Source organism: Streptomyces sp. BL1, from assembly GCF_057628045.1.
The window spans coordinates 137,352-149,533 of the sequence record NZ_JBXYWZ010000002.1 but is presented as its reverse complement, the minus strand read 5'-3'; the positions used below and the strand labels follow the sequence as shown (position 1 = coordinate 149,533).

General features: G+C 71.5%; 10 protein-coding genes. 2 read left to right on the top strand and 8 right to left on the bottom strand.

What is annotated here, in order from left to right; all coding sequences use genetic code 11:
• Positions 1-95 precede the first annotated feature (95 nt).
• Positions 96-1,379: an MFS transporter gene (locus AC3AGO_RS00860; protein WP_487818115.1), complete on the bottom strand. Its 1,284-nt coding sequence runs from the start codon at positions 1,377-1,379 to the stop codon at positions 96-98.
• Positions 1,380-1,461: 82 nt separating this feature from the next.
• Positions 1,462-2,265, bottom strand: coding sequence for a sugar phosphate isomerase/epimerase family protein (locus AC3AGO_RS00855; protein ID WP_487818114.1), 804 nt, complete (start codon positions 2,263-2,265; stop codon positions 1,462-1,464).
• A 433-nt stretch (positions 2,266-2,698) separates the two neighbouring features.
• Between AC3AGO_RS00855 and AC3AGO_RS00850 the strand changes: the two genes are divergently transcribed.
• Together AC3AGO_RS00850 and AC3AGO_RS00845 are read left to right on the top strand one after the other, a co-directional pair.
• The gene (locus AC3AGO_RS00850; RefSeq protein ID WP_487818113.1) at positions 2,699-3,991 is read left to right on the top strand and encodes an ROK family protein; all 1,293 of its coding nucleotides are present in this window, start codon (positions 2,699-2,701) and stop codon (positions 3,989-3,991) included.
• Positions 3,992-4,360: 369 nt separating this feature from the next.
• Positions 4,361-5,461: a Gfo/Idh/MocA family protein gene (locus AC3AGO_RS00845; protein WP_487818112.1), complete on the top strand. Its 1,101-nt coding sequence runs from the start codon at positions 4,361-4,363 to the stop codon at positions 5,459-5,461.
• A gap of 162 nt (positions 5,462-5,623) precedes the next feature.
• Here AC3AGO_RS00845 and pstB read toward each other — a convergent pair whose 3' ends face one another.
• The 6 genes from pstB to AC3AGO_RS00815 form a co-directional block, all read right to left on the bottom strand.
• Positions 5,624-6,529 (bottom strand): phosphate ABC transporter ATP-binding protein PstB, encoded by a 906-nt coding sequence (gene pstB / locus AC3AGO_RS00840; protein WP_487818111.1) that lies wholly within the window; start codon positions 6,527-6,529, stop codon positions 5,624-5,626.
• 5 nt (positions 6,530-6,534) lie between these two features.
• Positions 6,535-7,461 (bottom strand): phosphate ABC transporter permease PstA, encoded by a 927-nt coding sequence (pstA, locus tag AC3AGO_RS00835; RefSeq protein WP_487818110.1) that lies wholly within the window; start codon positions 7,459-7,461, stop codon positions 6,535-6,537.
• A complete protein-coding gene (gene pstC, locus AC3AGO_RS00830) occupies positions 7,461-8,399 on the bottom strand; it encodes a phosphate ABC transporter permease subunit PstC (RefSeq protein ID WP_487818109.1) in 939 nt (312 codons plus the stop codon). The genes pstA and pstC overlap by 1 nt, the downstream gene beginning before the upstream one ends.
• Positions 8,396-9,370, bottom strand: a complete 975-nt coding sequence (locus AC3AGO_RS00825) for a PstS family phosphate ABC transporter substrate-binding protein (protein WP_487818108.1) — start codon at positions 9,368-9,370, stop codon at positions 8,396-8,398. Before AC3AGO_RS00825 ends, pstC begins: the two co-directional genes overlap by 4 nt.
• Positions 9,371-9,736: 366 nt before the next feature.
• Positions 9,737-10,663, bottom strand: coding sequence for a formylglycine-generating enzyme family protein (locus tag AC3AGO_RS00820; protein ID WP_487818107.1), 927 nt, complete (start codon positions 10,661-10,663; stop codon positions 9,737-9,739).
• Positions 10,660-12,174: a sulfatase family protein gene (locus AC3AGO_RS00815; protein WP_487824500.1), complete on the bottom strand. Its 1,515-nt coding sequence runs from the start codon at positions 12,172-12,174 to the stop codon at positions 10,660-10,662. The genes AC3AGO_RS00820 and AC3AGO_RS00815 overlap by 4 nt, the downstream gene beginning before the upstream one ends.
• Positions 12,175-12,182 lie beyond the last annotated feature (8 nt).

The window sequence follows — 12,182 nt, the reverse complement described above, 5'->3', positions numbered from 1 at the left end:
CTGTAAACAAGGGCTGCAAGCGAGCGGTTCCCAGGAGGCGCGCGCAGCGCCCCGCTCCGGGCCCGGTGGGGGCCGGAGCGGGGCGGGGGTGGGGGTTAGTGGACTTTTTTGATGGGGAGGACTGCCAGGGCGCCGATGAGGCAGACCAGGGCCGCGACCGTGAGCATCGTGCCGTAGTTGTGGCCGTTGCCCGTGCTGACGAGGATGCCGGCCAGGCCGGGGGCGAGGGCCTGCGGGCCCGCGTTGGCGATGTTGAAGACGCCGAGGTCCTTCGCCGCGTTGTCGGGGTCCGGGAGGAGGTCGACGACCAGGGCGAGGTCGACGCCGATGTACATCCCGTACCCCAGACCGAGCACCGCCTCGGCGAGGTAGAAGCCGGTGACGCCGTCCACCTGGACCAGCATCGCGGTGCCGATGCCGAAGACGACCGTCGCGCCGCCGACGAAGATCTTGCGGCGGCCGAGCTTGTCCGAGGCCCAGCCCGCCGCCTGGGAGCCGATCATCAGGACGACGGTGTAGATGAGGACGCCGATGGCCATCACCCCGGTCGCCTCGGCGGTCTCCATGTCCATCTCCTGCTGGAGATACATCAGCCGGTAGGTGGTGAACATGTGCGAGGCCAGGATGACCATGAAGCGGGACACGAACGCCCAGGCGAAGTCGGGGTGCTGACGGGGACTCACCCAGAACGTACGCAGTACGGTGCGCAGTCCGCCCTCCGGCGGCGGGCGGCGCGTCAGGGGCCGGTCGGGCAGGATCAGTACGTACAGTCCGACGCCCGCGAGGCCGATGAGCCCCGGCACCAGGAACAGCATCAGCATGTCGCTGCCCAGCCAGTGCCCCGCGTAGGCGGCGGCGAGGACGCCCATGTTCTGCATCAGGCCGATGAGGCCCGACACCTTGCCGCGCTGTGCGTGCGGCACCTGGTCGGCCATCGAGGACAGATACGCGGCCAGCGCGGCGTTGGCGAAGGTCTGCGCGAAGAACCAGGAGACCGCCATCACCGGCACGTTGGGCGCCACGGCGAGCACCGCGAGGCAGACGAACAGGCCGAGGACGCCGGTCGCCATCCAGGGGCGGCGCCGGCCGAAGCGGCCGGTCGTACGGTCGCTGATGCGCCCGAAGACGGGGTTGGCGAGGAACGCGGCCACGGCGCCGGCGCTGGTGACGGTGGCCAGCGCCGTGACCTGTTCGCCCTCCGGCACCAGGGTCTGGATCTTGAGGGCGAGGGCTGAGTAGACGGGGGTGAGCAGCGCGATGTAGAGCCCGGCCTGCGCCGCCGCCATGGCGGATATCAGGCCCTTGCGGGGCTGTACGGTCGCGTCCTCCGGGGCGGACGGCGGGGTGGGGGACGGGGTCGAGGACGTGCTGAGGGCCATGGATCGCCTCCTTGCGAACCTGGAACCGCGGGAGTCGCCGGAGCCGCTGTCATCGCTGGAACCGGCGAGCGCAGCAGGGGAGTCAGGAGGCCGTACGGCCGTGGGCGAGCAGGGCTGCGCGGTTCTGCGCGAGCAGCGAGAAGGCGTCCTCGTCGGTGCTGTCGATCTCGGCGATGTGCCAGGCGAGCGGCGCGCCGGAGCCGAGTACGGCGGGTACGTCGACGTCCCCGGTGCCGATCGGGGTCTGCGGCTCGCCGCGCCGCGCGGGGCCGTCCTTGAGGTGTACGGCGACGGCGCGCTCGCCCAGCTGCTTCAGTACGGCGGCCGGGTCCTGGCCGGCCACCGTCGCCCAGTACACGTCCAGTTCGGCGAGCAGCCGGTCACCGGCCAGCTCCCAGAACACGTCGTAGCCCACGCGCCCGTCGGGCAGTCCGGCCCACTCGAACTCGTGGTTGTGGTAGCCGAGCCGGATGCCGGAGGCCGCGAGCTCCTCGGCCGCTTCCGCCAGCCGGGCGGCGAAGGCGGGGAGCCGGTCCGGGTCGGAGAAGACGTTCCGCTCGAAGCCCTCGACCAGCTCGGGTACGGGCACGAACACGGTGTCGGTGCCCAGGATGCGGCACTCCTCGACGAGCGGGGCGAGGTCACCGGCGGCCAACGCGGCGTGCAGCGAGGAGACTTCGAGCCCTGCGGCGTCCAGTGAGGCCCGGAGGGTGCGGGCCTTCTCGGCACGCTCGGCGGGGGAGGCCTGCGGGGAGCCGAAGCCGAACGGCTCGACGTGGCGGTAGCCCAGCTCGGCGAGGCGGGCGAGGGTGCCGTCCTGGTCGGCGGCGAGCGCCTCGCGGACGGAGTAGAGCTGGACGGAAAGGGCGGCGTGCGGCTGGGACATGGCGGATTCCTTTCTGGAGGGGGTGGTGGGGTGCCGCCGGCCCAAGGGCGCGGCGGCCCCGCGGGCGGGGCAACACACAAGGCGGACCGGCGGATTGAGGAGGGGACGGCGTCGGAGGACAGCGCTCGGGCGCCCTCCGACGGCCGTTGATGCTGCCGAAGGCCGTGCCGTCGCTGCCGAACGTGCTGCCCGAACGTGCTGCCTTTGCCGCTGAGGGCGGCGCCACGGCGGCGCCCTCCTTGCGGCTCGTGCGGGCTTCGCCTCGTGCGGGTTTCGGCTCGTGCAGGCTCGGCTCGTGCGAGGTGAAACGCACTTCGCCGGCGGTGTCTCGTCCCGGTTCAGGACCGTAGAGGGCCGAAATATGGCTGGCAAGAGAAAGAATTCTGCATCTTGGGATACGCAAATCCCGGGCGCGGGGCGTACGTTGCCCCGCATGGACAGCCAGCCCAGCCCCGCCACCGGACTCGCGGCCCCGCCGCCGCGGCCCGCCCCCGTACCCCGGCTGACCGTGCCCGCGCTGCGGTTCCGGGACGGCGGCGGCCTGCTCTACAGCACGCTGGCCCGCCTCATCGCCTCCGGAACGGCCGTGCACCGCGCGGAACTTGTCGCCACCGCCGGGCTGGCCCGCTCCACCGTCACCCGGCACCTGGACGCCCTCATCGCCGCCGGCGTCGTCGTCGAGGGCGGCACCGTCGAGCGCCCAGGACGCGGCCGGCCGCCGCTGCGCCTGGCGCTGAACCCGCAGGCCGGGCTGGTCGCGGTCGCCGACGTAGGGGCGCACCACGCCCGGCTGCGCATCGCCGACCTGTCCCAACACCCGCTCGCCCAGGCCGAGATCGCCCTCGACGTCGCCGACGGACCGCGGACCGTCCTCGGCCGGATCACCGACGAGCTGCACGCCCTCCTCGCCCGCACCGGGCTGGGTCCCGGCGTCCTGTGCGCCGCCGCCATCGGCCTGCCAGGCCCTGTCGACCACGCGAGCGGCACCCCCGTACGGCCGCCGATCATGCCGGGCTGGGACGGCCACCCTGTCGCCGACGTTCTCGCGGCGCGCCTGGGCTGCCCCGTACTGGTCGACAACGACGTGAACCTCATGGCCCTGGGTGAGGCCCGTACGCTGCCCGCCGGGGAGACACCGCTGCTGTACGTGAAGGTCGGCACCGGCATCGGCGGCGGCTTCGTCTCCGCCGGCGGCGAACTGCACCGCGGGGCCGACGGCGCGGCCGGCGACATCGGCCACCTGCCGGCGCCCGGCACCCAGGAGGCGGCCTGCCACTGCGGCAACACCGGCTGCGTCGAGGCCGCCGCCTCCGCCACCGCGATGCGTGCCCAACTGCGCCGCGAACGCGGCGAGTTCGCGGATCCGGCCACCTCCCCGGCAGGGGCCGACGCGCTGGACCTGACCGCGCTCGTACGACAGGGAGACCCGGCCGCGCTACGGGTGCTGCGGCAGGCCTCGGCCCCCATCGGCGAGGTCGTCGCGCTCCTCGTGCACGTCTACAACCCCGCCCGCGTCGTCATCGGCGGCACCCTCGCCACCGTCGGCGACGACCTCGTCGCCGGGATACGGTCCGTCGTCTACCGCCGCGCCCTCCCGCTCGCCACCCGCAACCTCGCGCTGGGCCCGAGCACGCTGGGCGCGGACGCGGGCTGCGCGGGCGGCGGCGTCCTCGCCGTAGAACACGCCCTCTCCCCGGACGGCATCAGCACCCTGCTCCACCCGTAACCGGGAGGGTCGGCGCTTGGGATAAGGGGCGCGGGGAACTGCGCAAACCCCACGGCGAGCCGTGCCCGTGAAGCGCTGCCGGCCTCGAGCGGGGCGGGGTTCAGGGGCGCGGGGAACTGCGCAAACCCCACGGCGAGCCGTGCCCCTGAAGCGCGGCGGCCCAGAGGCGCGGCGGGGCTCCCGCCCAGGGAGCCGGGGATCCTCGGGGCCCGGCCCCGAACACCCGCCGCACACGAGGCCCTTGACACCCATGGTGCCGCGGTGTTTCCTGAAGCCGCTTCGCAGCGGTGATCTCGTCCCCCGCATCATCCGCTGCCCCGGACCGTCCCCCGACGTCCGGGGCCCGTCATCGTGACCGGGAGTCACTTCATGGGCGAGAGCAGGAAGTTCACCGTCGGCATCCTCGGGACCGGCACCATCTTCAAGGCGTACGCGACCGGCCTCGCGGGCTTCCCGCAGCTGCCCGTCACCCGCGTCGCCGACCTCGACCAGGACCGGGCACGGTCCGCCGCCGAGGAGCACGGAATCCCCGCCTGGGGCACCACCGAGGAACTGCTGGCCGACGACTCGATCGACATCATCGTCAACATCACCCCGCCCGGCGCCCACGCCCCGCTCACCGACGCGGCCCTGCGCGCGGGCAAGCACGTCTACACCGAGAAGCCCCTCGCGGCCACCACCGAACTGGCCCGCCGCAACATGGCCACCGCCGAGGAGACCGGCCGCGTACTCGGGGGAGCCCCCGACACGTTCCTCGGCGCCGCCGGCCGGACCGCACGGGCGGCGCTGGACGAGGGGATGATCGGCCGGCCCTTCGCCGCGACCAGCTTCGTCCGCTCCTCCAAAGCCCAACGGTGGCACCCGGACCCGACGTTCCTCTTCCAGCCGGGCGGCGGACCCGTACTGGACTGGGGCCCGTACCACGTGGCCGCGCTGGTCAACCTGCTCGGCCCGGTCGCCACCGTGATGGGCGCCTCCACCGTCGCCGAGGAGCGCATAGCCGTCACCGCGCCCGACCGCCGCGTGGAGTCGATCGACGTCACCGTGCCCACGCACGCCACCTCTGTGCTGCAGTTCGCCTCCGGTGCGCTGGCCACGACCATGTACAGCTTCGACGTCTGGGACACGAACGTCCCGCACCTGGAGATCTACGGCACGGAGGGCACCCTCCAACTGCCCGACCCCAACCACTTCGACCTGCCCGTACGCCTCAAGCGCCGCGGCGACGACGACTGGCGCGAGCTGACACCCGTCATCGCCCCCACCGCGCCGCCGCCCGGAACTCCCTTCCGCGCGCTGGGAGTCGTCGACCTCGCGCAGCACCTGGAGGGCGGCCCGCACCGCGCCTCGGCGGCCTTCGCGTACCACGTCCTCGACGTCCTGGAACGCATGGAGGCCTCGAGTCCGGCGACCGGCACGAGCACCGTCACCAGCACGGTGGACCGCCCCGCGGCCGCCGACCACGGCTGATCCTCCACGGGCGCGCGCGGCCCGACCGCGCGCGCCCTCACCGGCCCGTACGGTGCGACGGGGCCGCGGCAGGAGTTCGGTGAGCCGGTAGGGGCGGGCGACCAGCGCCAGCGCGCGGTTCTGCCTGGGGTGGCACCCTTCCTCCTCGGGGCCGCAAACGGGTCAGCCGAAGCGTCCGGTGATGTAGGCCTCGGTACGCGGGTCGCCGGGATTCTCGAAGATCTTCTCGGTCGTGTCGTACTCCACGAGCCGGCCGTGCCGCACCCCCGCCTCGTCGACGTCCGCGGTGAAGAAGGCGGTGTAGTCCGAAATGCGGGCCGCCTGCTGCATGTTGTGCGTGACGATGACGATGGTGAAGTCCCGCGCCAGCTCCGCCATCAGGTCCTCGATGCGGGCGGTGGCGATCGGGTCGAGCGCGGAGCAGGGCTCGTCCATCAGGATCACCTCGGGCCGCACCGCGATGGTGCGGGCGATGCACAGACGTTGCTGCTGGCCGCCGGAGAGGGCGAGCGCGTTGGACTTCAGCTTGTCCTTGACCTCGTCCCACAACGCGGCCTTCGTCAGGGCCTCTTCGACCATCTCGTCGAGGTCGCCCTTGAGGCCGTTGACGCGCGGCCCGTAGGCGACGTTGTCGTAGACCGACTTGGGGAACGGGTTGGGCTTCTGGAAGACCATCCCGATACGGCGGCGCACCTCGATCGGGTCGATCTCCGCCTCGTACAGGTCCTCGCCGTGATAGGCGACCTTCCCGGTGATGCGTGCGGTGGGGATGAGGTCGTTCATCCGGTTCAGACAGCGGATGACGGTGGACTTGCCGCACCCGGACGGGCCGATCATCGCGGTGATCTGGCGGCGTCCGATGGTCAGTGTCACGTCGCGTACGGCCTGGTGGTCGCCGTACCACACGTCGAGGTCGGAGAGGTGGAAGACCGGGTCCCCGAGGGAGGGTTCGGGCCGGCCGGGCCGCCGTTTGCCCAGACGTACGGCGACGGTCGCGGCATCCTGCACGGGCTGGCCCTCCCGGCTTTCCGACGGCGGCGTGAGGGGGGTGGGGGCACTGTCGCTCATGGGGATCACCACCGTTTGGTGTAGCGGTTGCGCAGCCAGATCGCGGCGGCGTTCATGACGAGCAGGACGGCCAGCAGGATCACGATCGCCGCGGCCGCCAGGTGGTGGAACTCCTCGCGGGACTGGCCGATCCAGTTGTAGATCTGCACCGGCAGCACGGTGTACGCGCTCTGCAGTCCCTCCGGGTTGAAGGCCACGTACGTGATCGCGCCGAGCATGATGACCGGTGCGGCCTCCCCGATGGCGCGGGACAGGGCGAGGATGGAGCCCGTGGCGATGCCGGGCACGGCCGCCGGGAGGACCTGACGGCTGACGGTCTGCCACTGGGTGGCGCCCAGCGCGAGCGACGCCTGCCGGATGGACTGCGGTACGGCCCGGATGGCCTCCCGCGAGGAGATGATGACCACCGGCAGCACCAGCAGCGAGAGCGTCAGAGCCGCCGTCAGCACCGTTGTGCCCAGGGCCAGTTGGCGGGCCAGCAGTCCCAGGCCGAGGATGCCGTAGATGATGGAGGGGACGGCGGCGAGGTTCTGGATGTTCAGCTCGATCAGCCGGTTGTACCAGCGCCGCGGATCGGCGTACTCCTCCAGGTAGATGGCCGCCATGATGCCCGTCGGCAGACAGAACAGCGCCGTGAAGGCGATGACCCAGATGGTGCCGAGGATCGCCGACTGGGCCCCGGCCTTCTCGGGCCTGCGTACGGAGGGGAAGTTCTGCCACAGCCGTGCGTCCAGCCGCGGCCACGCCTCGATGAGGATGTACGCCAGCAGCACGGCCAGGAAGGCGATGCCGACGGCGAGGCACGCCAGCAGCAGCCAGCGGAAGACGCTCTCGCCGGGCCGGAAGCGCGGTCCGGTCAGCGAGACCCGTACCGGTGGTGCGGGCGGCGCGGGGCCTTCCGGCTTCGGCGGCGCCGTCGGGGGAGAGCTCATCACTCGTACACCTCCCGGTACTTGCGCACCAGCCGGATGCTGATCATGTTCATCACGAAGGTGAGCGCGAACAGCAGCGCGCCGACCGCGAAGATGGTCTTGTACTCGAACGACGCGGTCGACACGTCGCCCGAGGCGGCCTGCGCGATGAACGCCGTCATGGTCTGCATCTCGTGCAGCGGATTGAGCGTGAAGTCCGGGCGGGCACCCGACGCGATCAGCACGATCATGGTCTCGCCGACCGCCCGCGAGATGCCCAGCACGAAGGCCGCGATGATGCCCGACAGCGCGGCCGGCATGACCACCCGCAGCGACACCGTGCGCCGCCCCGAACCGAGCGCGAACGCGCCGTCCCGCAGCGACTGCGGCACCGCGGACATCGCGTCCTCCGCCAGCGAGGCGATGGTCGGCACGATCATGATGCCCATCACCAGACCGGCCGACAGGGCGTTCTTGACCTCCGGCCCCGTCCCGCCCGGCCACCAGTCCTGCAGCAGCGGGGTGATGAACGCGAAGGCGAAGAACCCGTAGACCACGGTGGGGATCCCGGCCAGCACCTCCAGCAGCGGCTTGAACACCTTGCGGGTGCCCGCCGCCGCGTACTCGCTCAAGTACACCGCCGCACCCAGCCCGACGGGCAGCGCCACCAGCAGCGCGATGGCCGTGATGAGCACGGTCGCGCCGAGCAGCGGCAGCACCCCGTACTCCGGACTGGCGAACAGCGCCGTCCACTCGGTGCCGGTGAAGAACTCGCCCACACCGACCCGTCCGAAGAACTCCGCGGTGGGCGGGATCAGCGCCACCACGATGCCGGCCGTGGTGCCCACCGACACCAGCGCGGCGGCCAGCAGCACGCCCTGCACGGCCCGTTCGCCGTACCGCGGGCGGCTGCGCCGCAGCGACCGTCGCGGCGCGTTCGGGGCGATTCCGTGGCTCACTTTGCCGCGTCCTTCAGCTTCTTGAAGTCGGCGTCCACCTTCTTGTCCTGTTCGGCGTTGAGCGGGATGAACTTGGCGTCCTCGGCGACCTCGGCGTGGTGCTCGACGAAGTACTCCACGAAGCCGGACACCTCGGGCCGCTCCAGCCCCTTGGCGGTGGGATAGATGAACAGCGGGCGCGACAGCGGCTTGTACGTGCCGTCCTGCGCGGTCTTCACGCCCGGCGCGACACAGCCGTCACCGCCGTCGATCTTCAACGCCTTGAGCTCGCCCTGGTTCTCCTCGAAATAGGAGTAGCCGAAGTAACCCAGACCGCCCTTGGAGCCGGCGACGCCCTGCACGGTGACGTTGTCGTCCTCCGTGGGGCTGTAGTCCGTACGGGACGCGCCCTCCTCGCCGTTGACGGCCTCGGTGAAGTAGTCGAAGGTGCCCGAGTCTGTGCCCGCGCCGAACAGCTTCAGCGGCTCGTCCGGGAACTCCGGGTCGATCTGCTTCCAGCTGTTCACCTTCGAACCGGGCTGCCACATCTTCTTCAGCTGGCCGGTGGTCAGACAGTTCACCCAGCTCGCGTCCTTGTTCACCACGACCGTCAGCGCGTCGTTGGCGATCGCCAGCTCCTCGTACGTGATGCCCTTCTTCTCGCACGCCGCCTTCTCGTCGTCCTCGATCGGACGGGAGGCGTCGGAGATGTCCGTCTCGCCCGCGCAGAACTTCTCGAAACCGCCGCCGGTGCCCGAAGTGCCCACGGTCACCTGCACCTTGGGCTGCTCCTCGGCGAAGAACTCCGCAGCGGCCGTCGACAGCGGGGCGACCGTGCTGGAGCCGTCGACCTTCACCTTCCCCGACAGCTCCTTGCCGTCTCCCGAGCCGCCGCCGGCATCCCCGCCGCCACACGCGCCGAGTGCCAGCGCCGCGGCGGCGGTCAGCGCGGCAACACCTGAGACCTTCTTGGAACGCCTGATGCGGTTCACGTGTCGTCCTTGGTGTCGAGGCGTCAACTACAGCCGGAACGGCGGAGCTTCACGGTGCGGAAGCTCCTGCTGACACCCGGAGCGAAGAGCGGCAACGTGAACACGCGATGTCGTGATGGTGGCCGGAGGGGGAACCATGCCCGGGCAGCTTCACCGCCGGCAGGCCCCGTACGCACGTCGCGCACCGGCCCCTCCGGACACCCGCCCCCAACAGGCGTTTCCCGCCCGGCGCCGCACTCCGGAGCACGCCCCGGCGTAGAGCCCCGGGCACCACCACCGCCCCGCCCGGCGTGCGCCGCCTACGCCCCGCGCGCGGTGCGCGGGCCACAACCGTGGCGAGGGGACCCCCGCCACGGGAGTGGCCCGTCAGCTCGGGTCGCGGACCACGCGGAGGCCGAGGTTGCCGGTGGAGCTGTCGGCGGTGTTCGCCGTACGGGCGGCCACGCGGTAGCGGTTGCAGTACGAGTCGTGGCACAGGTACGAACCGCCGCGCATGGCACGGACTTCGGCATTGTCCGGGTGCCAGCGGTCCGCGGACCACTCCCACACGTTGCCCGCCACGTTGTACAGCCCGAACCCGTTGGGCTCGAACGCGTCGACGGGAGCGGTCCCCGCGTACCCGTCCTCCGCCGTGTTGCGGAAGGGAAAGCGGCCCTGCCAGATGTTGCAGCGGTGCTCACCGCCGGGTGTCAGCTCGTCGCCCCACGGGTAGCGGGCCCCGTCGAGGCCGCCGCGCGCCGCGTACTCCCACTCCGCCTCGGTCGGCAGCCTGCCGCCCTCCCAGGCGCAGAACGCGCGCGCGTCCGCCCACGAGACGTGCGTGACCGGATGGTCCCAGCGCCCGTCGAGACCGCTGCCCGGCCCCTCGGGCGCGCTCCACAGCGCGCCCTCCACACCGCACCACCACGGGGCGGCGTCCGGCCTGGGAGAGATCTTGCGCAGGTGCCCGGGAAGGAACTTGGCGAACACGTACGACCAGCCGTACCCCTCCGCCTCGGTGCGGTGGCCGGTCGCCTCCACGAACGCGGCGAAGCGGGCGTTCGTCACCGCGAACGCGTCGATCTCGAAGGGCGCGACGGTCACTTCGCGCACGGGCCCCTCGGCGTCGCCGGTGTTCGCGTCAGCGTCCTCGCTGCCCATCCGGAACGTGCCGCCGGGCAGCGCGACCCGCGTACGGTACGCCTCCCGCACGTCGGTCTCGGGCGACCCGGTCCGGGTCTCGGTGGAAGCGGAAGCGGAACCGGGCGAGGGTGCCGGACCGCCGGAACGGCCCGGCGCGCAGCAGCTGTTCACCTGGGCCTCCCGGTGGCGGCGGGCGCGGGCGCGTCGGGCGCGCTGTCGCCGTTCTCGAAGGAGGAGAGGGTCGTGTCGTAGTCGGTCTCGACGTCGTACATCGGGGTCATCCAGTGGAAGAAGTTGTCGCCGCGCTCCCGCAGCAGGTCGTACAGCGTGCGCGTCAACTCCGCGCGGATGTCCGCCAGGTCCGGGTGCGTGTAGCGGTTGTGCAGTTCGTCGGGGTCGGTCTGCAGATCATAGATCTCGTTGTGCGACTCGGGGTTGACGACCAGCTTGTAGCGCCGGGTGCGCAGCATCCGCTGCGGATACGGGAAGTGGTGCCCGTGGAACTCGGCCAGATGGTGGTCCGCCCACTCCGGCTGCTCGCCCCGCGCCAGCGGCAGCAGGCTGCGGCTGTCGACGGCCGGCCTGGTGTCCGACCCGGCGAGGTCGAGGATGGTGGCCGTGCAGTCGGTCAGTGACACGAACTCGTCGCGCACCTGGCCCTGTTCGGCGCCGGGCACCCGCAGCAGGCCGGGGATGCGGTAGATGTCCTCGTACATCGCCGGGCCCTTGTCGTGCAGCCGGTGCGAGCCGGTGAACTCGCCGTGGTCCGCGGTGAAGAAGACCGCCGTACGGTCCTCCAGGCCGAGTTCGCGCATGGTGTCGAGGATGCGGCCGATCTGCTCGTCGATGAGGGTGACATAGCCCCAGTAGACGGCGATCAGCTTGCGGGTCTCCTCCAGCGGCATCGTGTCGAAGGCCCACAGCGCGCTGTAGTTGCTCTGCACGGGGGGCTTGGCGTCGAAGGTCTCGCTGACGGAGGCGGGCAGTTCGACCAGCGAGGGGTCGTACATGTCGTAGTACTCCTCGGGCAGGATGTACGGCAGGTGCGGCCCGAAGAAGTGGGTGGCGAGGAAGAACGGCTTGGCGTCGGGGCCCTGTTCCTCCTCCGCGTACCGGTGCAGCATCTCGATGGTGCGGGTGGCCAGGTAGTACTCGAAGGTCGCCTCGACCGGCTGGTGGAGCCGGGCCGCGAGCAGATTGCCGGGGCTGCCGTTGGGCGTCGTCCCGCGTACCGGGTCGGTCATGCGGTACGGCGGCAGGCCGTTCTCCTCCAGGTACGCGAGATAGTCCGGGTGGTCCACCGGGTTGTGCCAGCCGGGCAGGTCGGGGCCGTCGAAGCCGTAGTCGGCGGCGTTGCGGCTGACCCCGCCGTGCCACTTGCCGAGCAGCCCCAGGTTGTAGCCCTCGTCGCGCAGCTGCTCGGAGAAGGTGAACTGGCCCGCGCCCAGGTCCTCCAGATAGCCCACGTTGCGCTCGTAGTTGGCGAGCAGCTTGTGCCGGAAGGGCGCCGCACCGGTCAGCAGGCTGGCCCGGGCCGGGGTGCAGATGGCGGTCGGCGTGTAGAAGCTGTCGAACCGGGTGCCCTCGCCCGCGAGCCGGTCGAGGTTCGGCGTCCGTACGTGGGGGTTGCCGTAACAGCCGAGGGTGTCCACCCGGTGCTGATCGGTCATCAGGAAGAGCATGTTGTGCC

What these genes read in the sequence shown, in the direction of transcription:
- AC3AGO_RS00855 (WP_487818114.1), bottom strand. Translation starts at nt 2,265, where the DNA reads ATGTCCCAGCCGCACGCCGCCCTTTCCGTCCAGCTCTACTCCGTCCGC.
- AC3AGO_RS00815 (WP_487824500.1), bottom strand. Translation starts at nt 12,174, where the DNA reads ATGCTCTTCCTGATGACCGATCAGCACCGGGTGGACACCCTCGGCTGT.
- AC3AGO_RS00860 (WP_487818115.1), bottom strand. Translation starts at nt 1,379, where the DNA reads ATGGCCCTCAGCACGTCCTCGACCCCGTCCCCCACCCCGCCGTCCGCC.
- AC3AGO_RS00850 (WP_487818113.1), top strand. Translation starts at nt 2,699, where the DNA reads ATGGACAGCCAGCCCAGCCCCGCCACCGGACTCGCGGCCCCGCCGCCG.
- pstA (WP_487818110.1), bottom strand. Translation starts at nt 7,461, where the DNA reads ATGAGCTCTCCCCCGACGGCGCCGCCGAAGCCGGAAGGCCCCGCGCCG.
- AC3AGO_RS00845 (WP_487818112.1), top strand. Translation starts at nt 4,361, where the DNA reads ATGGGCGAGAGCAGGAAGTTCACCGTCGGCATCCTCGGGACCGGCACC.
- pstB (WP_487818111.1), bottom strand. Translation starts at nt 6,529, where the DNA reads ATGAGCGACAGTGCCCCCACCCCCCTCACGCCGCCGTCGGAAAGCCGG.